The sequence below is a fragment of the Nocardioides sp. Root140 genome (assembly GCF_001426745.1).
GTDB lineage: Bacteria > Actinomycetota > Actinomycetes > Propionibacteriales > Nocardioidaceae > Nocardioides.
The window spans coordinates 1454379-1475669 of record NZ_LMFI01000010.1; the positions used below are offsets into that span (position 1 = coordinate 1454379).

Consider the following 21291-nt stretch of genomic DNA (forward strand, 5'->3'; position numbering starts at 1 on the left):
AACCCACGGCTCGCGCTACCAGCCGGCGCCGAAGCAGACGAACGGGGCGGGCGCTCCGGTCGTCGTACCGGTCGCCACCGCGGCGGCCAGGGCGGCCGACGGGTCCAGGCCGGCGGCCAGGCCCTCGTGCAGGTGCGTGAGTACGTCGTGCGCTGCGTCGTCGGCCACGGCAGTGGGCGAGGCGATCACACAGCGCGCCCCCGCATGCAGCCAGGCCGAGGTCATCCCGATCAGCTCGTCGCCGAACCGCACCGACGACCGCCCGACCTCGCAGGCCGAGAGCAGCACCACCTGCGGCACCTCCGGCAGGGCGTCGACGTCGTAGCCGAACCACGGTCCACCGACCAGCTCGAGCCCGGAGAAGAGCGGGTTCTCCGCCGAGTGGCGTCCGTGCGCGGCCACGTGGAGCACGTCGACCCGGCCGGCCAACGCGGTCACCTCGTCGGCCGTGGCCGCGTCTCCGGTCAGCACCTCGGCGCTGGCCCAGCCCTTGGCGGCGGCGGTGACCTCCTCGACCGCGCGTGGCACACGGGGACCGGCGACCAGCCCGACCCGTTCCAGCGACAGCGGCCGTTGCCGCGCCGAGAGCCACGAGGTCGCCGATCCGGCCACGGTCACCGACCGTCCGACCAGTCCGGGCAGCAGCGACCACGGCGTCCCGGCCAGCCCACCGGACGGCGTGACCACCACCCGACGGTCGCCGATCGACTCGAGCAGCGGTGTCACCAACAGGTCGGCAAGAGTCTGCAGTCGCGCCGCGAGCCCGCGTCGTACGACGTCGGCCAGCGCGTCCGGCAGAGTGGTGGCCGCCATGTCGAGGTCGGGCAACAGTCCGGCCAGCAGCTCGCGCACCCGCGCGAAGGTGCCGAGCTCGAACTTCCTCTCACCGGCGTCCGTGACCACCAACCCGACCACCCGGTCGGCGCTGATCACCCAGGCGACCAGCGCGGTGTCGGTGCCGAGCTCCCGGCGTACGTCGGCCAGTGGCGCGGGCTCGGTGACCTCGCCGGAGCCCGGGTTGTGCCAGGCCCGCTCACGCACCCGCCGGCGCAGCTCGGCCTCACGGCGTGGCCGCGGGACCTGTACGTCGTCGCCACCGGCCTGGAGCTGTCTGAGCTCGGCGAGGTCGGCAGCGGTCTGTTCGTCGACCGGTGGCCGGACCGGCAGGATGCGGCTGGCCAGCATGCGCCCGCGCTCGGACCACTCGTAGAGCACGGCCGGGTCCCCGGAGTCCACGGCCAGGCGCAGGCCGAGCACGGCGAGACGGCGGCCCTGTCCGACGACGCCGGTCTGCAGGTCGAGGCTGCCGAACGTGCTCTGCCAGGCGTGCAGCTCCCCGACACCGGCGCGGATGTGCTGCAGAGCGGTTCCGTTGCGGCCCTGCGCGTGGGCAAGCTCGGCCCTGGCCGTGCGGCTGAGCAGGCGCACCCCCAGTGGAGCGTGCGATCCAGGCCGTACGGCGTCCACTCGAAGCCGCGCGTCTGAGTACGACCCACGTCGCACCATCACACGGGCGGCGTGCAGGCGCACCTGGTCAGCGCCCCACCGCAGTCCCTGCTCATCGAGCTCGGCGGCCAAGGCGTCGCTGCGGTGCACGAGTGCCGGGCCGCGACGACCCAGCTCGACCTCGGCGGCAACGACGACCGCCTCGGCCCGTGCCGCCCAAGCCCGACTGTCGACGCGTTCGAAGAGGTGCCGTGCGATGCGCGCCGCCTTCAGGGCTGCCTCCGGGTCGGCACGGACGAGGGTGCGGGCGAGGACCAGCTCGGCGTCGGCCTGATAGCGGTGAAGCTTCGAACGGCTGAAGGTCCGCGCGGCATCCCGAAGCACAGTGCACCCCTCCGTGACCAAACCTGCAGCGATCAGCGCCTCGGCACGATCCTGGTTGATCACCGCTTCCATCACGGCCCCGTCGGGGGCGAGGTAGGGGTGCGCGGCGTCCATGCTCTGCAGAGCGCCGACCAGGTCCCCTTCGAGCAGGCGCGCGTAGCCCAGGTTGTGGGCGGCCTTGGCGGTGAGGTAGTCGTTGTCGACCTGCCGGAAGTGGTGTTCGGCGCGCTCGAAGTCGGGCAAGGCGACCGATGGTCGTCCCTGCTGGAGGAAGACGTTCCCGCGGTTGAGGTGCACGCGGCCGAGCAGCAGGTCATCCTCGAGGGCATCGAGCGCCAGCTCGAACTCTCGCAACGCGGCCGAGGTCTCGCCGTGCAACATCAGGATCAGGGCGCGCTGGCTGTGCAGGAGGCCGACGGTCTCGCGGGACAGCCCCGGCCGTCCGGCCGCCGCGACACAGAGGTCGAGCGCGTCGGCGGTGCGTTTGGTCTGTGACATGACCAGAGCGAGGCTGAGCTCGATCCTGGCGCACAGGTCCTCCTCCGAGGCCAGGTCCAAGGCCTCCTCCAGCAGAGCCTGCGCGCGGTCGAACTGGCCCGCGTTCATCGCGGCTACTCCGCGTTCGTGCAACACCTCGGCTCCGACCACCCGGCCATCATGTCGTGATTCGGGTGCACCTCTCCACAGCGGTCCAGGCCCGGCTCACAGCTGCTGCGGTGTCCGGCGCTGCACTCGACGGCTCGAGGCCCTCGAGCAGGTTCGCCGCGAGCACGCCGGCGAGCACGGGCGCAGCGAACGACGTACCGCTCCACACCGCGAAGCCACCGCGGAAGTCGTCGGGGTCGATGGCCGAACGTGTGCGCCCGAAGGCCACCGTCTCGGCCATCGACTGGGCCCCTCCCTGGAAGGCGGGGATCGTCGACATCAATGCCGCGCCCGGCACGTAGGACCGCACCCAGGCGCCGGTGTTGGTGAAGAGTGCATCGCTGCGCCGGTTCGGGTTGAGCGCTCCCACCGAGACGATCGGAACGCACGTCGTGTCCACGGAAACCGGGCCCTGCCCGTCCGACCAGGGCGCGAACGCCGCTGGGAAGGCGGGTCGACTGGTGGCGTCGTTGCCAGCAGAGCAGACCACCACGACTCCATGTCGCCCGAGGTCCTCGAGGATGTCGCGGATGGTGAGGTCGAAGAGTCCGTCCTCCGGTGTCTCGTGGTAGTAGCCACACGAGAGGTTGAGCACGTCGATCGCCTGTCCACCAGGCTCGCCGGCGTGATGACGTCGCACCAACTCGGCGATCTGGCTCAGCGCACGCACCAGATCTGACTCCACGATCGGGCCTGCCGAAGGGACCACGCGCCACGCCAGGATGTCGGCATCGGGACACGTCTGGTGGACCAGGCCAGCGATGAAGGTGCCGTGGCCGGAGAGCGGGTCGATGGAGCCGTCCAAGGGACCGGTGAGGTCGCCGTGCAGGTCGGGAGCCGTTGTCGGGTCCGTGTAGCCGATCGCCTCGCCGTCGAGAGTGATCGACGTGTGGACCACGTCGTCCAGCCAGGGGTGCGGCGCGCATCCGGTGTCCAGGACAGCCACCACGGGTCGTCGGCCCTTGAGCTCATCGTCAGATCGGCGTACCGGAGCCGGCCCGACGTATGCGATCGGTTGGCGGCCACCAGTGCCTGCCCGTGCGTAGCTCGCGACGGCCGCGGACGTGCCACCCCGCGCCGGGTTGCCGTCCCAGACCGGGTTGCCGTCCCACACGGGGTTGCCGTCCCAGACCGGGTTGCCGTCCCACACGGGGTTGCCGTCCCACACGGGGTTGCCGTCCCAGACCGGGTTGCCGTCCCAGACCGGGTTGCTCGCGACCGCCACCCTGACGACGTGGTCGAGGCCGATTCCGCGCGTCATGTCCAGGCCGTACTTGGCCCGGGCCCGCTGCAGCAGGGTCCATCCATCAGGCGCCTGTGACGCCTTGTTCCCGGAGACGGAGAGACTCAGCCGACGGACGCCGAAGCGGAGTTGACGGTCCTCGGCGAGGTTCTCCGGCGTGCGAATCTGCGCGTCGGCCGGTGCCGATGCGTACTCACGCGCGGCCGTCTCCTCCGGGTCGACGTCCCAACCGAGTTCTTTGGCGACGTCTCGGAGGATGTCGAGCGTCTCCGCGAAGTTGTTCCGGTAGGAGATCGTCAGCCGCGGACCGACGTACACCGTTGCCCGCGGCCGCACACCCTTCACCACCAAGGCTGTGGCGGGATCGAGGATCCTGCCTTCCACCGCCGCGATGGCCCACTTGGGCGGCGGCTGGGGGTCACGGTCAAGGGGTTCGGGACGCTTCGGCTCCTTGGGCTCGTTCAATTCAGAGCTCGGGTTCTGCATGGGGCGTTGTCCTCAGATCTCGAAGGCGGGCGTGGCGAACGGCTTCAGCCCGGTGTCGCGTGGGGTCAGGTGCAGGCGCACCATCCCGGCAGGCAGGTCGGTGAACTCGAACCGCCCGGTGTCGTCGCTCTCGACCTCCCAGGAGCGCCCGGTGTCGGGAACCGGCGTGGCGTGCACGGTGACCGGACCGGCCGGGGAGACCCAGCCGTCGAGTCTCGTGCCGCCCTCAGGTGCACCGACCGCGCGCACCAGCAGGTCGATGTCGTCACTGCTGAACCGCAGTGTGTACGTCGCGGTGCCGCGGGCCCCGGCGAGCATCTCCTCGCGGGAGACCAGCATCAGCAGTTCGACGTCGAAGTCGGTGCCGGCAATGGCCAGCTCGGCCTCCACCGCCGCCTGCATGCGCTCGACGAGCCCTGCCGGCATGGGGTCACGCTCGGTCCAGACCTCGCGCACCACCTGGAGGAGCCCGTCACGGCTGTAGTCCCTGGTCATCGTCCTGCCTCCGGGTCGTCGATCTGCATGAGGGCGATCCGCAACTTCGCCAGGCACCTGCTGCGGGTGGGGCCGATGCTGCCGACCGGCATGTCGAGGGTCTGCGCGACGTGCGTGTAGTCGGGCCGGTTCTCGAAGGCGACGATGCGCAGCAGCCTGCGGCACCGGTCCGGCAGCTCGTCGACCACCCGCCACAGCTGGGAGCTCTCGTCGGCCTCGACCGCATGCGACTCCGCCGAACGCTGTCGCGGCAGCCGGAAGGCGATCTCCTCGTCCTCCACGGGGATCGCCTGGTTCTTCAGCTTCGAGACCCGCCACGCCTCGCGACGTGCGGTCGTCGTCAGCCAGCCACCGATGGCCACTGGGTCCTCGATGGCGTCGCGGCGACGCACCAGCGCCAACCACGTCGTCTGTACGACGTCCTCGGCGAGCTCGTGCGGCAGGCGGTAGGAGCGCACCACGTGCCACAGCACCGGCGTCATCACCCGGACCAGCCCGGAGAGCCCCAGCTCCCCGGTCTCACCGTCGGTCCACGCACGGAAGCAGGCTGACGCCTCGGCCCAGACCTGGCCGGCTGACTGGGTCGGGGCGCGGGGTGTCGAGTCACGTGAAGGAGTGCCCATCACCTGCATTGTCGCCATACCCACACAGGTGTGCCAGAGAACGGCCCAGATACCTGTTCGAAGAAATTTCGTCCCGATGTATCTGGCGGCCCACCGGCCACTCCTGAGCGCTGGAACAACGGGGGTGACCGGCCGGGGCCGACGAGTGACGTGGGGGTTCACTCGGCGGCCCCGCCCGGTAGCCTCGCCCTCGTGTCTTCCCCCGCTGCCGCCCACCCCGACGCCCCGCTGACCGTCCGCACGATCGACGCCGACGCGCACCTCGCCTACCTGGCCGGCCAACGCTCTGCCAGCTTCCTCCAGACCCCGGCCTGGGGCGCGGTGAAGGCAGAGTGGAAGCGCGAGTCGATCGGCTGGTTCAGTGACGACGAGCTGGTCGGCGTCGCGCTGGTGCTCTACCGCCAGCTGCCCAAGGTGAAGCGCTACCTCGCCTACCTGCCCGAGGGCCCGGTCATCGACTGGGACGCCCCGAACCTCGCCGCCTGGCTGGCGCCGATGGTCACCCACCTGCGCCAGGCCGGCGCGTTCGGCTGCCGCATGGGCCCGCCGGTGGTGACCGCGCGCTGGTCAGCGGCCCAGGTCAAGGAGGGCATCGCCAGCGACGCCGTACGCCGACTCGGCGAGGTCGCACCCCTCGAGCGCAGCGTGGTCGGAGCCCGCGTGGTGAGCCAGCTCAACGAGCTCGGCTGGAAGCAGCTGGTCGCCGAGGGTGGCTTCGCCGCCGGCCAGCCTCAGTACAACTTCGTCATCCCGCTGCGCCACGACGACGGCACCGCCCGCACCGAGGACGAGGTCCTCAAGGGGATGAACCAGCTCTGGCGCCGCAACATCAAGAAGGCCGCCAAGTCCGGGGTCGAGGTCACCCGCGGGACGATCGAGGATCTTCCTCTCTTCCACGACCTCTACGTGCACACCGCCGAGCGCGACCACTTCACGCCGCGGCCGCTGGGCTACTTCCGCACCATGTTCGAGGCGCTCTCCTCGTCCGGTCCTGACGTCGAGATCCGGCTCTACCTGGCCCGCCACGAGGGCGACCTGGTGGCCAGCACGATCTGGATCCGCTGTGGCGCGCACACCTGGTACTCCTACGGCGCCTCCTCCACCGAGAAGCGCGACGTACGCGGCTCGAACGCCGCCCAGTGGGCGATGATCCAGGACTCGCTGGCCGCGGGCGCCGACGTCTACGACCTCCGCGGCATCACCGACACCCTCGACTCCGACGACTCCCACGTCGGGCTGATCCAATTCAAGGTCGGCACCGGCGGCGAGGCCGTCGAGTACGCCGGCGAGTGGGACCTGCCGATCAACCGGCTCATCCACAAGGCCTTCGACGTCTACATGGCGCGGCGCTCGGGCGGGGGCAACTGATGGGCCTGAGCCTCTACGTCGACGCAGCGCGCTTCCGGGCCAACCAGCACCGCATCCTGGCCACCCTCCCCGAGGTGGTGCCGGTGGCCAAGGGCAACGGCTACGGGCTCGGCAACCGGCGCCTGGCCGACGAGGCCCGGTCCCTGGGCGTCGACACGCTCGCCATCGGGACGTACGCCGAGGTGGACGAGGTCGCCGACACCTTCCCCGGCTCGCTGCTGGTGCTCAGCCCGTGGCGTGCCTTCGAGGCACCGACCGAGCCGAACCCGCGACTGATCCACACCATCGGCCGGGTCTCCGACCTCGAGGGGCTGCTGGCCCGCGACCCCGAGGCCCGGTTCGTGCTGGAGCGGCTCACCTCGATGGTGCGCCACGGCTTCACACCGCGCGAGCTGCGCGAGGCCGGCGACTTCCTGCGCAGCCACGAAGGTGGTGCCAGGTTCGAGGGCATTGCGTTCCACCTGCCGATGGGCGGCGCATCCCACCTCTCCGAGGTGCAGCGGCTGATGACCGACGCGGTCGCCGCCGGCCTGCCGCCGACCACGATCTGGGTCAGCCACCTCACCGCGGCCGAGCTGGCGCAGCTGGCTCGTGCGTGGCCCGACTACACGATCCGCCCGCGCATCGGCACCGACCTCTGGCTCGGCGACCGGGGCGCGTTCACCGTCAAGGCGACGGTGCTCGACTCCCACCACGTCGAGCGCGGTGCCCTGTTCGGCTACCGGGGTCGGGCTGCGCCCAAGACCGGCACCATCCTCGTGGTCAGCGGCGGCACCGCCCACGGCATCGGGCTCGAGGCCCCCACCGGCGCGAACACCATCAAGGCCCGGGCCGGCGCGATCGCCCGGGGTGGACTGGACGCGGCCGGGTTCGTGCGGTCGCCGTACAGCATCGGCGGGAAGCAGCGGCTCTTCGCGGAGCCGCCGCACATGCAGGCCAGCATGCTGTTCGTGCCACAGGGATCAGCGGTGCCCGACATCGGCGACGAGATCGACGTCCGGGTCCGCTACACCGCGACTGCGTTCGACCGCGTCGTCATCGCCTGAGCAGGGTCCCCCGCCGTCACGCTTCGGGCCGGGAACCGAGCACGCGAGCGGGCCGAAGAACGGGCACAACGACCGTCCCACCCCCGAAATCGGGCCGAACCATGGCGTTGTGCCCGTTCAGAGGTACGACGCCGTCCGACGAGGGCGCTCGCTACTCGACCACCGAAGCCCTACGGGCTTCAGCCGGCTCGTGATCAGCCCGGACCGGGTCGTGGTGCGGACGCAGGATGTCACGCACGATGATCGCGACCAGGTAGAGCTCGCAGGCCATCCGCACGACGATGGCGAGCCAGTAGAACCCGGGGTCGTCGCCGCCACCCGGCTTCAGGAAGCCGCCGAGGTACCACCACACCGACGCGAAGTAGAACAGCTCGCCGGCCTGCCAGATGAGCTGGTCGCGCCAGCGTGGCCGGGCCAGTACGGCGAGGGGCAGCAGCCAGAGGGCGTACTGCGGTGAGTAGACCTTGTTGACCAGCAGGAAGCCGGCCACGACCAGGCAGCCGAGCTGGGCCAGGCGCGGGGTCTTGGGGGCGGCCAGGCCGAGGATCAGCACGAGCGCGCACCACCCGATGAAGAAGATCCACGACGCCTTGTTGATCTCGTCCGCGGAGAAGTCGTGGCCGGCCTGCGAGACCACCAGCCAGATGCTGCCCAGGTCGGCGCCCCGGTCGGAGTTGAACGTCCAGAACACCTTCCACGCCGACTCCGACGAGAGGTACGCCGGCGCGTTCGCGACCACCCACGCCAGGCCCGCGGTGATCGTGACCTTGAAGAAGTCGCTCAGCCGCCGCCGTCGCAGGCAGATGATCAGCACCCCGCCGAGCAGGAACAGGGGGTAGAGCTTCGTGGCCGTGCCGAGCCCGATCATCACCCCGGTCCACACGGGTTTGTCGCGCGACCACGCCCAGAGTGCCCCGGCCACCAGCGCCACCGAGAGCAGGTCCCAGTTGACCAGGCCGTTGAAGAGCAGCACCGGCGAGGCGGCGAAGAGCGCCGCGTCCCACGGCCTGCGTCGATGGGCCCGGGACAGGAACCACGCGGTCAACAGGGTGGCCATCGCGAGCAGGACGGCGCTGACCGCGACGTACGTCGTGATCTCGTCGAGCACGTCGGGGTCCGAGTAGTGCTCCTCGACCGGCACCTGCGGCCTCGTGCCGATGTCGGGCGAGCCGCTGACCCAGTGCGTCACCCACGCGGCGCCGTAGGCGAAGTAGGAGATGCCGACCGGGTACTCCATGACCTCGAAGCGGTCGCGGCTCTCCTGGTCGTCGGTGTAGGGCCAGTTCAGCTCGACGAACCCGCGCCCGACGTACAGATAGGGCAGGTCGGAGTAGCACATGTGCGAGTAGCGGGTCTCGCCGTCCATCCAGTTGTCGGAGTAGCACGGTGCCTTCTGCACCATCCCGAGCGCGAAGACGATCGCGGTCATCGCGAGGACGACGCGCACCGGCGTCCACCACGGGTGGGGGGCGGCGTGCTCGCCGACCGGGCCTCCGATGCCCTCGCTCAGCGCGGCCGCCACCGGGTCCTCGCGGGTCGGGGCGGCCACGCCGTCGTGGTCGGGAGCGGTCACCCCGCGGTCACTCGATACGAGCGGCTGGCTGTGCCGACTTCGTCTGTCCCGGCGGATCCTCGTCACAGCCACCGAGAATGGTGCAGCTCTCGGTCGGCGACGGTTCGGTCGTCGGAGTCTCCGACGGCGGACCCGGGGTCTTCGTGGGTTTCTCCGACGGAGTCTCGCTGGGCTCCTCGCTCTTCGTCTTCGAGGGCTTGGGCTTCGGCTTCGTCGTCTTCTTCGGCGGGGGCGGCGGCGGCACGTACGGCGCGTGGCCGTCATCGGGTGCCTCGCCGTCGACGTAGACGGGCTCCGGGAAGTACTCGACGTCCTTGCCGTCCATGAGGCGGCTCATGATCGCGGTCCACGTCTGGGTCGGGTAGTTCGCACCGTAGAACGGCTCGAGGTAGCCCTCGAGGCTCTCGTTGCCCTTGCCGCGGACGTACATCACGGCGGTGGCCATCTGTGGGGTGTAGCCGACGAACCAGGACGACGACACGTTGTCGTCGGCGTTGGTCGCCGTACCCGTCTTGCCTGCGGCCGGACGGCCGAGGGCCTGGGCGTTGGCGCCGGTGCCGTTGGTCACCACCTGCTGCATGGCATAGGAGACGTCGGCGGCGATGTCCTCGTCGAGCACCCGCTTGGTGTGCACCTTGTGGCGGTAGAGCTCGGTGCCGTCGCGGTCCTCGACCTTCTCGATCACGTAGACCGGCGCCGCCTCACCGCCGTTGGCGATCGTGGCGTAGGCGTTGGCCATGTTGATCGGGCTGACCGTCGCCGAACCCAGCGCGATGCCCGAGTTGGCCTCCAGGCCGGGCGAGTCACGAAGGTTGTTCATGGTGCCCTCGCGCTTCTTCGCCTTCGGAATGCCCAGCGCGTTGGCCATGTCGAGGATCCTCTGGGGGCCGTCGGGGATCGAGTCGGTGAGGTCGGCGTACACCGTGTTGATGGACTCCTCGGTGCCCTTGATCAGGTTCACCGACGAGCCGTAGTCATTGCCTTCGCCATCGGGGCCGGTGCCCTCGTTGCGCGGGCCCTTGGTGCCGTTCTCGAAGTAGAACGGCGAGTTCCCGTCGAAGGTGTCCTTCAGGGAGAAGCCGGCCTTGATGCCCGCGGCAAGTGCGAACGGCTTGAACGACGAACCGGGCTGGCCACCCGAGACGGCCCAGTTGATCTGCGACTTCAGGTAGTCCTGGCCGCCGTAGAAGCTGCGCAGCGCACCGGTGCCCGGCTCGACGCCGGCACTGGCGACGTGCAGTTCCTTGAGCCCGTCGGGACGGGCCTCGTCGACGCCCTCCTCGGCGGCCTTCATCGCGTCCTGGTCGAGCGTGGTGGTGACCCGGAGGCCGCCGCCGTTGATCTCCTGCTCGGTGAAGTCGAGGCGCAGGAGCTCCTTCTTGATCATCTCCAGCATGTGGCCGCGCTGTCCGGCGTACGACGACTCGGACTTGACCTTGGGGAACTTCGGCAGCCGCTTCTCGGCCCGAGCAGCCTGGTCCGCGGGGACGGTGTCCATGTCGGCCATCTCGCCCAGGACGTAGTGGTAGCGCTCGAGGAGCGCCTCCCGGTTGGCCTTGCCGTTGGCCGGGTCGAACAGTGTCGGGTTGTTGATCACCGACGCGAGTACGGCGCTCTCCCGCAGCTTCAGCTTCTTCGCGGGCTTGTCGAAGAACGCGTGGGCGGCGGCGTCGATGCCGTAGGCGCCGCGTCCGAAGTAGATCGTGTTGAGGTAGCCCTCGAGGATCTCCTCCTTGCTCTGCTGGCGCTGCAGCTTCAAGGAGACGATCGCCTCCTTCACCTTGCGGGTGTAGGAGCGCTCCTGGCTGAGGTAGAGGATCTTGACGTACTGCTGGGTGATCGTGGAGGCACCCTGCTGCGCGTTGCCCTTGGCGTTGCTGAAGGCCGCCCGGAGGATGCCCTTGGGGTCAATGCCCTTGTCGGTCCAGAAGCTCTGGTTCTCGGCCGCGACCACCGCGTCCTTGATCGTGTCGGGCATCTCGTCGAGCGAGATCGAGTTGCGGTTCTGGGTCGCGAAGCTGCCGAGCTCGGCCTTGCCGTCGTCGTAGTAGACCTTCGTGGTCTCGGTCTGGAAGTCGGCGTTGGGGTCGGGGACGTCGATGGTGCGGTAGAGCACGACGAACGCGATCGCGCCGACCAGGGCGAGCACCAGCCCGCTGATCGAGGTCCACTTCAACGTCTTCTTGAGGCGTCGCTTCAGCGGGCTCTGGTCCGGCTTGCCTGCGGCGGGCTTCTTGCGCGCGGGCACGCCAGCCTTGCGCTTTCCTGTCACGTGGTGGTCTCCGTGGGGTGCGTCGTACCAACGTCGGGCACGGGTACTTCATGGGCCAGTGGAAAAGAGTACGCGGACTGTCCTCGTTCACCCGGATCAGTGACGCGCAACACCCCGGATTCACCCGCAGTTCTCACAGAGCGCGATATATCGCTACGATAGGTCTGTGGCAAGGCGCGGAGAGACCATCGAGCTGGCAGTCCTCGGACTGCTGCACGAGTCACCCATGCACGGATACGAGCTCCGCAAGCGCCTCAACCTCATGCTCGGGTGGGGGCGCGTGCTCTCGTACGGCTCGCTCTACCCCGCGCTGAAGAAGATGCTGCGTGCCCAGTGGATCGAGGAACGCACCGTCAAGAACCCGGGTGCCGTGGTCAGTCGGCGGCCCCGGATCGTCTACCAGTTGACCGAGACCGGTGACACCGAGTTCGGCCGGTTGATGTCGGAGGTCGGCCCCACTGCGTGGGAGGACGACAACTTCGACATCCGCTTCGCCTTCTTCGGTCGCACCGACATGGAGATCCGTCTCCGGGTCCTCGAGGGTCGCCGTACCCGTCTCCAGGAGCGGCTCGACAGGGTGCAGTCGCAGCTGGCCCTGACCCAGAAGGAGATGGACCAGTACGCCTCCGAGTTGCAGAGACACGGAGTCGAATCGGTCGAGCGGGAGGTCCGCTGGCTCTCGGACCTCATCAACGCCGAGCGGAGCCAGCAGAAACCACCGGTCGAACCACAGACCTGAGCAGCACCAGCACGACAAGTCAGCAGGACAAGCCCGAGGCGATGAAAAGCCTCGACAAGAGCAGGAAGAGGAAACCGAATGGGTTCGGTACGCGTAGCAATCGTGGGAGTCGGCAACTGCGCCACCTCCCTCATCCAGGGTGTCGAGTACTACAAGGATGCGGACCCGGCCAGCTCGGTTCCCGGGCTGATGCACGTCAAGTTCGGTGACTACCACGTCTCCGACGTCGAGTTCGTCGCCGCCTTCGACGTCGACGCCAAGAAGGTCGGGTTCGACCTCTCCGAGGCCACCCAGGCCTCCGAGAACAACACGATCAAGATCGCCGACGTGCCGCCGACCGGCGTCATCGTCCAGCGTGGCCCGACCCTCGACGGTCTCGGCAAGTACTACCTCCAGACCATCGACCAGTCGGACGCCGAGCCGGTCGACGTCGTCCAGGTGCTCAAGGACGCCGAGGTCGACGTCCTGGTGTCCTACCTGCCGGTCGGTTCCGAGCAGGCCGACAAGTTCTACGCCCAGTGCGCCATCGACGCGAAGGTCGCCTTCGTCAACGCGCTGCCGGTCTTCATCGCCTCCGACCCCGAGTGGGCCAAGAAGTTCGAGGACGCCGGCGTCCCGATCGTCGGTGACGACATCAAGTCGCAGGTCGGCGCGACCATCACGCACCGCGTGATGGCCAAGCTGTTCGAGGACCGCGGCGTGACGCTGGACCGCACGTACCAGCTCAACGTCGGCGGCAACATGGACTTCAAGAACATGCTCGAGCGCGAGCGCCTGGAGTCCAAGAAGGTCTCCAAGACCCAGGCCGTCACGTCCAACCTGACCGGCTCGCTGGCCGGCCTCAAGGACAGCCGCAACGTCCACATCGGTCCCTCGGACTACGTGGCGTGGCTCGACGACCGCAAGTGGGCCTACGTCCGCCTCGAGGGTCGCGCCTTCGGTGACGTTCCGCTGAACCTCGAGTACAAGCTCGAGGTCTGGGACTCCCCGAACAGCGCCGGCATCATCATCGACGCCGTCCGTGCCGCCAAGATCGCCAAGGACCGCGGCCTCGGTGGCCCGGTCATCTCGGCCTCGGCGTACCTCATGAAGTCCCCGCCGGTCCAGATCGAGGACACCGAGGGTCGCATCCAGCTGGAGAAGTTCATCGCCGGCGAGTGACCAACCGTGCATCCTTGATGCGCGAACCGTGCATCCTTGATGCGCGAACCGTGCATTCTTGACGTTCGAGCCGTGGATTCTTGATTCATCAGAACCGCCGCTCACCCCCTCAGGGGTGGGCGGCGGTTTCGCATTTCGCCGTACGGCGTGCGCGACCCGGTGTCGGCGTACGTCGGCGGGCGTGCCGCGTCAACAATCCACGGTTCGAGGCGCAAGAACCCACGGTTCGCGCATCAAAAGGGCATGGTTCGTGGATCAGGCGAGGAGCTCTGCGAGGACCTCGCCGAACTGGGTGATCGCCCACTCGAGCTGCTCCTCGGTGATCACGATCGGCGGGGCCAGGCGCACGGTCTGGCCGTGGGTGTCCTTGGCCAGGATGCCGCGGGCCAGGAGTCGCTGGCAGACCTCGCGGGCGGTGGCCACCTCGGGGTCGATGTCGACGCCGGCCCACAGGCCCTGGCACCGCACCTCGGTGACGCCCTTGCCCTCGAAGGCGCGGAGCCCGGAACCGAGCCGGGCACCGAGCGTCTTCGCGCGCTCCTGCATCTCACCGGTCTCGAGGAGCTGTACGACGGCGAGCCCCACCGCGGCAGCCAGCGGGTTGCCACCGAAGGTCGAGCCGTGCTGGCCCGGCTTCAGCACCCCGAGCACGTCGGTGTTGCCGACCACGGCCGAGACCGGCACGATGCCCGCGCCAAGGGCCTTGCCCAGCAGGTAGAGGTCGGGCACGACGCCGACGTTGTCGCACTGGAAGGTCGCGCCGCACCGGCCGAGGCCGGACTGGATCTCGTCGGCGATGAACAGCACGTTGTGCTCGCGAGTGATCTCGCGGACCCGGGGCAGGTAGTCCGCCGGCGGGATGCCCACGCCGGCCTCGCCCTGGATCGGCTCGACGAGCACCGCGACGGTGTTCTCGTCGATGGCCGCTTCGATCGCATCGGCGTCGCCGTAGGGCACGGTGACGAAGCCGGGAGTGAACGGGCCGTAGTTGTCGTGGGCCTCGGGGTCGTCGCTGAACGAGATGATCGTGGTGGTGCGCCCGTGGAAGTTGCCCTCCATCACGATGATGTTGGCCTGGTCGGCGGCAACGCCCTTGACCTCGTAGCCCCACTTGCGGGCCACCTTGATCGCGGACTCGACGGCCTCCGCGCCGGTGTTCATCGGCAGGATCATGTCCTTCTTCGCCAACCGGGCCAGCGCCTCGGCGAACGGACCGAGCGCCTCGGAGTGGAAGGCGCGACTGGTCAGCGTGACCTTGTCGAGCTGTTCCTTGGCGACCTTGGTCAGCTCGGGGTTGCAGTGCCCGAAGTTCACCGCGGAGTACGCCGCGAGGCAGTCGAGGTAGACCTTGCCGTCGATGTCGGTGACCGTGGCGCCGGTGGCCTCGGCGACGACGACGGGGAGCGGGTGGTAGTTGTGCGCTGCGTGGGCATCCACGACCGCGATGGCGGCCTGCTGTGCCTCACTGACTCCAGCGAGTTCGTCGTGGTTCGTCATGGGAGTGACGATAGTCACCGACCGACCGAAATCACGAACTCAGCCGGGCCCCCCAGGTGCTCGCCGTACGCCGGTAGCCCAGCGCCTCGTTGACCGCGAGCATCGGGACGTTCGCGGCATCGTTCCCCGTGAAACATCGGGTGACGCCCGCGGCGGCCAGCGCGACCAGCGAATGCCGCTTGGCGAGCGTGGCCAGGCCCTGCCCGCGGTGCGTCGGGCGGGTGCCGGTCATCGAGTTCCAGGACCGGTCGTCGGCAACGGTCACCGACCCGTAGGCCAGCACCATGTCGCCCGACATCACGGCACGACCGAGGTCGGGGCGGTGGTCGGGCTCGGCCCACTGCCCGACGGCGTACTCGTCGAACGGGATCCGCCGGGTCAGCCCCGACGGGTCGTCGCCTGCGGCCGCCTCGTGGCACTGCCAGACCGCCTCGACCCCCGCCTCCGAGAGAGGTACGACGACCAGCCCGTCAGGCACCACGCCGGGAGAGGCGACCGTGGACGGGTCCACCACAGAGATCGTGTGCTCGCGTTCGAGGGTGACGCCCCAGTGCGCGGCGACCGCGGTCGAGTGCTCGTCACCGTTGACGATGCCGGTCAGGTCGACGTCGCCGGCGACCGCGCGCATCCGGGCCAGCAGCAGGGAGCCCACACCGCGACCGGTGTGCGCCGGATCGACCAGGATCATCAGCCTGGCCTCGCCGGTGGCACTCGTGCGGAGCCGGCTGACGCCGAGCACCTCGCCGTCCTCGACGACCACGAAGCGCGCGAGCGTGTTCGGGTTGTGCGCCATCTCGTGGAGCACCGACGCCTCGGAGGTGATCAGGTAGGGGCTGGCCGCACCGGCGACCCGGGCCCATCCTTCTGCCGCACCCTGGGTGGCGAAGCGCAGCTGCCTCACGGGATCAGGTCGCCGATCGTGCCGAGCACACCGCCGCCCTTCTTCTCCGGGGCCGGCGGTGGCCGCCACTCGTAGGCCTGCACGACCACGAACCCGGGGCCGTGGAAGACCATCTGGACGGCCTCGCCGGAGCCGCCGCGCAGCATCGAGCCCATGTTCATCGAGTTGTGCGTCGAGGGGGTCAGCGACGCCGACCAGCACACGGCCGCGTTGCGGTCGACGTAGACCGGCTGCTGCGAGCAGTCGAGCACGATCGGCTTGCCGACCACCGAGACCGCCGCCGTGCCGGTGCCGCCGACCGTGGTGTTGAACAGGCCGCCAGCCATGAGTCCCGCACCCTTGATCCGGTTGATGTCCCAGGTGAGCGAGGAGTCGAAGGCGAGCAGGTTGCGGAAGTTGACGCTGATGCCCTCGTTCTCGAGGTGCAGCAGGTGCACGTAGCCGGCCTCCTGGGCGAAGAAGACCTCGCCCTGCCCGGAGACCCGCATCAGCGAGACGTCCTCACCGGTGACGACCTTCTTGGCCAGCTTGCCCATCGAGCCGGACTTCTCGTGGTGGAAGGCGAGCTGCCCCAGGAAGCTGACCATCGCGCCCTTGGTGGCCAGCACGTCGGGGCCCAGCCCGACGCGGAGCGTGCGGTTGTTCTGCAGGGCCCAGCGTTCGTCGCTGCGCACCGGCATGTTCTCGGCGTCGAAGATGCGGCTCTTCATGCCGAACCCCTCAGCCGCGGGCGCCGGTCGAGACCGGCGTCCATTCGAAGGACTGTACGACGACGAAGCCGGGCCCGTGGAAGACGTACTGGATGGCCTCGCCCGAGCCGCCGCGCAGCATCGAGCCCATGTTCATCGAGTTGTTGATGCCCGGTGCCAGGCCGGCCGACCAGCAGACCGCGGAGTTGGGGTCGACGAAGACCGGCTGCTGCGAGCAGTCGAAGACGGTGGGCTTGCCGATGCAGGCCACCGCGACGGTGCCGTTGCCGCCGACGGTGGTGTTGAACAGTCCGCCGGTCATCAGGCCTGCGCCCTTGACCCGGTTGATGTCCCAGGTGAGTGAGGAGTCGAAGGCCAGCAGGTTGCGGTAGTTGAGGCTGATGCCCTCGTTCTCCAGCTCCAGCAGGAAGACGTAGCCGGCGTCGGAGGCGAAGTAGACCTCGCCCTGCCCGGAGACCCGCATCAGCGAGACGTCCTCACTGGTGACGATCTTCTTGGCGAGCTTGGCCATGCTGCCGGACTTCTCGTGGTGGAACTGCACCTGTCCGGTGTAGGCAACCATGGCGCCCTTGGCGGCCAGGACGTCCGGGCCGAGCCCGACGCGCAGCATCTGGTCGTTCTGGAGGGTGAAGCGCTCCTGGCTCTGCACGCGGAGGTTCGACTGGTCGAAAAGGTCGCTCTTCATGGCGCCAAGCATGCCCCCATCGGCCGCGCCGACAAACCCGCCACCGTTGATCGGCGCGGCTCGGCCTCCGCAGGCCGGGCCGCATCACCCAGGCGGCTGACTCAGCCAGTGCCCTCGGCGTCGGCCTTGATCCGCTTCAGGGTCTGGCGCATGCCGCCGCGCAGCTCCAGCTGGAACGACTCCTGCCCACCCATCACGGCCTTGATCAGGGTGTCGGAGATCTTCGTCGTGCCATTCGGCACCTGGCGCCGCTGCACCACCCGGGTGCCGTTGGCGATGGGGTCGAGGCTGAACGACCAGACGGACTTGTTGTCCTTGATCCGGAACGCGAACTCCCGCTCGGGCTCGAACCGGATCACCTTGGACCGGGTCGGCCAGACCAGGAGTCCGCGCCGGTTGATGTTCACCGTGCGGGTGCCGAGGGCGATGCCGTCGCCGCGCACGATCGTCTTCACCACCTGCGGGCTCCACTGCGCCATCCGTGGCATGTCGGTCACCAGCGCCCACACGGTCGCCGGGTCGGCGTCGATGTCGATGGACTCCTCGAGAAGCTCCAGAACCTCAGTCATGACGACGGACGCTAGTGCACCAACAGGAACCTGTTACTGACGGGTCACACAGTGGGATCAGCCCGCCGACGCGACCATCTCGTTCGGCACCTGAGGCAGGTCGAGCGTGTCCGTCACCTTCCCGCGGGCCAGGTCGATGACGTGGACCGCCGAGGTGGCCGGGTCGGTGACGTAGGCCGTGCCGTCGAGCACCTCGAGGGCCGGCCGCGGCTGCTGCCAGTCGACCGGCTCCCGCCAACGGTCGAGGACCGGGATCGTCGCGGTGGTCCGGCCCGTGTCCACGTCGATGACCCGAAGCCTGCCGTCGGTGCCCAGCACCAGGCCCTCACCCTCCGGCCCCCGGCCCAGCGAGCGGAAGGTGTAGCTCGCCTTCACGTCGACCAGCCGGATGGTCCCCTTCCTCGTGTCGACCAGGGAGACCCGCGTCGGCCGCTCGAGCTCCGCGTCCGGGTCGGTCTTGTAGTCGCCGAGCAGCACCGGTGAGTCCTCCGATCCGGCCTGGTTGCCGATTCGTCCGTAGGCGTCGGGGCTGTCGACCTTGGTGATGGTCCGTCCGTCCACCAGGAGCGCGCCGTCCTCGCAGCCGAAGACCGCCACCTCGCCCGCGAACGCCTCGCCATGGACGCCCGGGCACGCGTCACTTGCGGCCAGCTCGTGGCCGGCCGGGGTGACCAGGCGTACGCCGGTGCGGGTCTCGGCGTCTCCGACGGTGTGGACCAGGTTGCCGTTCCCGAGTCGTACGGCGACCCCGTGGTGCGCCTGGTCCGCGGCATCCCGGTCGGTCTCCGGAGTGCCGTCCGCGAGGTCGTGGGGGTCGAAGACGGTCCACGATCCGGTGCCGTCGTCGAACAGCACCGTGTGCCCCTCGTGGTGCACGACGTGGCCCGGCTCCTGCGCCTCGAACACCGTGCCGGTCAGGCGTGGCTCCCCGATCCACGAGTGCCCGTGGTCGCCGTGGCTGTGCGTCCAGCTGCCCAGGTCGAGAGCCTCGAAGCCACGGCTCGTCGAGAGCAGCACGTGGCGGTCGTCCCCGGCGGGGTTGGCCCGCACGAAACCCTCGGCCGGGTGGTCGAGCAGCACCTCGCCGTCGCTGGCCCGCAGCACGAGCACGCCGCCGTCGTAGGTGACGGCGAGGCGCGGCTCGGGCCCGGCCGCCTCGACGGCGCCCGGCTCGGTGTCGTCACCCGACCGGCCCTCACTCGTGGGTTCGCCGGTCTCGGTGCCGCACGCCGACACGATCAGGGTGGCCAGCAGGACTGGGATCATTCTCCATCGCTTCATGAGAACGATTCTCAGATTTATTGAGAATGGTTGTCAACTGCCGGGTGGGACTAGGCTGCCGGCTCCATGCCCGCGACGCGCCACGTCGACCCGTCGCGCAGCACCACGAGGTTCACGTCGCTCGCGTCGGCCCGTGCCTCGTCGGAGGGTGAGCACTCCTCGGCGTCGGGCTCGTCGTAGCAGTCTTCGGGAACACCGACGTGAGCGTCCTCGATGACGATCACGGCCAGGTCGTCGGCGCCGAGCCCGTCGATGCCGGCCTGGGTGCCGACGCCAGAGATCTGGTCGTCGGTGAGGCCGACCTCTCGGGCACCCAACACCTTGGTGGGTTCGTCGGGCAGCACCAACAGGTCGTGCTCGAGCGCCCAGTGCTGGTCGTGCACGTAGTCGGCCGTGTCGGTGCGTTCCGGCGAGAGGTCGCTCCAGAAGCCGTCGCTGATCACGTCCCGGAAGGCGTCCACGTCGTCGTCCCGCACGGCCTGCGCGTACGCCGCATACGCCTCTTCGGCGCTCGCCTGCCCTGCGCGCGACCGGCTGCCCGAGTCGTCACTCCCGCCGGATGAGTCGCCGTCACCGCACGCGGACAGCCCGAGGGCGAGGACGGCGCAGGCCAGCACGGCGCTCGCTCGTGTGGAAGTACGGCGGGCTGACACTGCGGCTCGATGGGTCACGAGCGAAGGGTGTCCACGCCGGACGGGGATCAAACGCGGGCGGCCCACCACGCCAGCAGTGCCGCCTTGGCGGCCTCCTCGGACTGCGGGCCCTCGTCCATGCGCAGCTCGAGCAGGAACGAGTAGGCCTCGCCCACCTCGCGGCCGGGCGGAATGCCGAGGATCTCCATGATCTGCGTGCCGTCGAGGTCGGGCCGGATCGAGGCCAGCTCCTCCTCCTCCGAAAGCCGCGCGATGCGCTCCTCGAGGTCGTCGTACGCCTTGCGCAGCCGGGCCGCCTTGCGCTGGTTGCGGGTCGTGCAGTCGGCCCGGGTCAGGATGTGCAGCCGCTCGAGCTGGTCGCCGGCGTCACGGACGTAGCGGCGTACGGCGGAGTCGGTCCACTCGCCGTCGCCGTACCCGTGGAAGCGCAGGTGCAGCTCGACGAGCTTGGCGACCGCGTCGATCTCGTCGTTGGAGAACCGCAGCGCCTTCATCCGCTTGCGGGTGATCTTCGCGCCGACCACGTCGTGGTGGTGGAAGGTGACGACCCCGCCGTCCTCGAAGCGTCGGGTCCTCGGCTTGCCGACGTCGTGCATCAGCGCCGCGAACCGGGAGACGAAGTCGGGTCCATTGCCCAGCCGCTCCTCCTGGTCGATCGACTGCTCCAGCACGATCAGCGTGTGCTCGTAGACGTCCTTGTGCCGATGGTGCTCATCGCGCTCGAGGGCCAGGGCCGGCAGCTCCGGGAGGACGTAGGACGCCAGGCCGGTCTCGACCAGCAGCAGCAACCCGCGGCGTGGGTACGGCGCACAGATCAGCTTCACCAGCTCGTCACGGACCCGCTCGGCCGAGATGATCTCGATCCGCCCGGCCATCGCGGTCATCGCGGCGACCACCTCGGGCGCCACGTCGAAGCCCAGCTGTGCGGCGAAGCGGGCGGCCCGCATCATGCGCAAGGGGTCGTCGGAGAAGGAGTCCTCGGGACGTCCCGGCGTGCGCAGGGTGCGCGCGGCCAAGTCGACGATGCCGCCGAACGGGTCCTCGAAGCCGCGGTCGGGCACGGTCAGCGCCATCGAGTTCACCGTGAAGTCACGTCGGCCGAGGTCGCCGACCAGCGAGTCGCCGTACGCGACGTCGGGCTTGCGGGAGGTGGCGTCGTACTTCTCGGAGCGGTAGGTGGTGATCTCGACCTGCCACTCACCCTTGCGGCAACCGATCGTGCCGAAGTCGCGGCCCATGTCCCAGAGCGCGTCTGCCCAGCCCTTGAGCAGCTTCTCGGTGACGTCGGGATGCGCCGACGTGGTGAAGTCGAGGTCGTTCTGCAGCCGGCCCAGCATGGCGTCGCGGACCGGCCCGCCGACCAGTGCCAGCTCGTGGCCGGCGTCGCGGAACCGGGCCCCCAGATCGTCGATCAGGGGGGCGATCCGCTCGAGTTCCCGGGCGACCGTCTCTTGGACGTCGCTGATCAGGATCGGGGAAGGTCGGGCGTCAGGCACGGGAGACAGGGTAGTCGC

At 69.3% G+C, this 21291-nt stretch carries 18 protein-coding genes; 4 read left to right on the forward strand and 14 right to left on the reverse strand.

The features are described 5' to 3' along the window. Positions 1 to 15 precede the first annotated feature (15 nt). From ASD30_RS17320 to ASD30_RS17335, 4 genes are read right to left on the reverse strand one after another with little or no spacing between them, the layout of a single operon-like run. Positions 16 to 2478 carry a CHAT domain-containing protein gene (locus ASD30_RS17320; RefSeq protein ID WP_056684117.1) on the reverse strand — a complete coding sequence of 821 codons (2463 nt, stop codon included), beginning with the start codon at positions 2476 to 2478 and terminating at the stop codon, positions 16 to 18. A gap of 7 nt (positions 2479 to 2485) precedes the next feature. Beyond that, a complete protein-coding gene (locus ASD30_RS27240) occupies positions 2486 to 4204 on the reverse strand; it encodes a S8/S53 family peptidase (RefSeq protein ID WP_156393684.1) in 1719 nt (572 codons plus the stop codon). 12 nt (positions 4205 to 4216) lie between these two features. Next, positions 4217 to 4699 (reverse strand): hypothetical protein, encoded by a 483-nt coding sequence (locus tag ASD30_RS17330; RefSeq protein ID WP_056684123.1) that lies wholly within the window; start codon positions 4697 to 4699, stop codon positions 4217 to 4219. Beyond that, entirely contained in the window at positions 4696 to 5322 is a 627-nt protein-coding gene (locus ASD30_RS17335; protein WP_056685207.1) for a sigma-70 family RNA polymerase sigma factor, read from the reverse strand. The genes ASD30_RS17330 and ASD30_RS17335 overlap by 4 nt, the downstream gene beginning before the upstream one ends. Before the next feature lie 192 nt (positions 5323 to 5514). Here ASD30_RS17335 and ASD30_RS17340 point away from each other — a divergent pair, with 192 nt between their 5' ends. Both ASD30_RS17340 and ASD30_RS17345 read left to right on the forward strand, forming a co-directional pair. Then, positions 5515 to 6690 (forward strand): lipid II:glycine glycyltransferase FemX, encoded by a 1176-nt coding sequence (locus ASD30_RS17340; protein WP_056685211.1) that lies wholly within the window; start codon positions 5515 to 5517, stop codon positions 6688 to 6690. Next, on the forward strand, positions 6690 to 7736 hold the full coding sequence (locus ASD30_RS17345; protein WP_056684126.1) for an alanine racemase: 1047 nt from the start codon (positions 6690 to 6692) through the stop codon (positions 7734 to 7736). Before ASD30_RS17340 ends, ASD30_RS17345 begins: the two co-directional genes overlap by 1 nt. Before the next feature lie 151 nt (positions 7737 to 7887). Here the strand turns inward: ASD30_RS17345 and ASD30_RS17350 are convergent, their stop codons facing one another. Both ASD30_RS17350 and ASD30_RS17355 read right to left on the reverse strand, forming a co-directional pair. Then, positions 7888 to 9309, reverse strand: coding sequence for a glycosyltransferase family 87 protein (locus tag ASD30_RS17350; RefSeq protein WP_056684130.1), 1422 nt, complete (start codon positions 9307 to 9309; stop codon positions 7888 to 7890). Positions 9310 to 9316: 7 nt separating this feature from the next. Then, positions 9317 to 11581, reverse strand: a complete 2265-nt coding sequence (locus ASD30_RS17355) for a transglycosylase domain-containing protein (RefSeq protein ID WP_082563906.1) — start codon at positions 11579 to 11581, stop codon at positions 9317 to 9319. A 166-nt stretch (positions 11582 to 11747) separates the two neighbouring features. Here ASD30_RS17355 and ASD30_RS17360 point away from each other — a divergent pair, with 166 nt between their 5' ends. Both ASD30_RS17360 and ASD30_RS17365 read left to right on the forward strand, forming a co-directional pair. Further along, a complete protein-coding gene (locus ASD30_RS17360) occupies positions 11748 to 12320 on the forward strand; it encodes a PadR family transcriptional regulator (protein ID WP_056684136.1) in 573 nt (190 codons plus the stop codon). Between the two features lie 78 nt (positions 12321 to 12398). After that, on the forward strand, positions 12399 to 13481 hold the full coding sequence (locus tag ASD30_RS17365) for an inositol-3-phosphate synthase (protein WP_056684139.1): 1083 nt from the start codon (positions 12399 to 12401) through the stop codon (positions 13479 to 13481). Positions 13482 to 13736: 255 nt separating this feature from the next. Here ASD30_RS17365 and rocD read toward each other — a convergent pair whose 3' ends face one another. From rocD to ASD30_RS17405, 8 genes are all read right to left on the reverse strand, one after another. After that, entirely contained in the window at positions 13737 to 14978 is a 1242-nt protein-coding gene (gene rocD, locus ASD30_RS17370) for an ornithine--oxo-acid transaminase (RefSeq protein ID WP_056684142.1), read from the reverse strand. 31 nt (positions 14979 to 15009) lie between these two features. Next, on the reverse strand, positions 15010 to 15879 hold the full coding sequence (locus ASD30_RS17375; protein ID WP_056684145.1) for a GNAT family N-acetyltransferase: 870 nt from the start codon (positions 15877 to 15879) through the stop codon (positions 15010 to 15012). Further along, the gene (locus tag ASD30_RS17380) at positions 15876 to 16589 is read right to left on the reverse strand and encodes an AIM24 family protein (RefSeq protein WP_056684148.1); all 714 of its coding nucleotides are present in this window, start codon (positions 16587 to 16589) and stop codon (positions 15876 to 15878) included. The genes ASD30_RS17375 and ASD30_RS17380 overlap by 4 nt, the downstream gene beginning before the upstream one ends. A gap of 10 nt (positions 16590 to 16599) precedes the next feature. Then, positions 16600 to 17274 carry an AIM24 family protein gene (locus ASD30_RS17385; protein ID WP_056684151.1) on the reverse strand — a complete coding sequence of 225 codons (675 nt, stop codon included), beginning with the start codon at positions 17272 to 17274 and terminating at the stop codon, positions 16600 to 16602. A gap of 101 nt (positions 17275 to 17375) precedes the next feature. After that, positions 17376 to 17843: an SRPBCC family protein gene (locus ASD30_RS17390; protein ID WP_056684154.1), complete on the reverse strand. Its 468-nt coding sequence runs from the start codon at positions 17841 to 17843 to the stop codon at positions 17376 to 17378. Positions 17844 to 17900: 57 nt separating this feature from the next. Then, positions 17901 to 19124: a zinc metallochaperone AztD gene (gene aztD / locus ASD30_RS17395; protein ID WP_056684157.1), complete on the reverse strand. Its 1224-nt coding sequence runs from the start codon at positions 19122 to 19124 to the stop codon at positions 17901 to 17903. Between the two features lie 50 nt (positions 19125 to 19174). Continuing rightward, entirely contained in the window at positions 19175 to 19795 is a 621-nt protein-coding gene (locus ASD30_RS17400; protein ID WP_156393685.1) for a hypothetical protein, read from the reverse strand. A 29-nt stretch (positions 19796 to 19824) separates the two neighbouring features. Next, positions 19825 to 21273: a CCA tRNA nucleotidyltransferase gene (locus ASD30_RS17405; protein WP_082563907.1), complete on the reverse strand. Its 1449-nt coding sequence runs from the start codon at positions 21271 to 21273 to the stop codon at positions 19825 to 19827. Between the last annotated feature and the right edge of the window lie 18 nt (positions 21274 to 21291).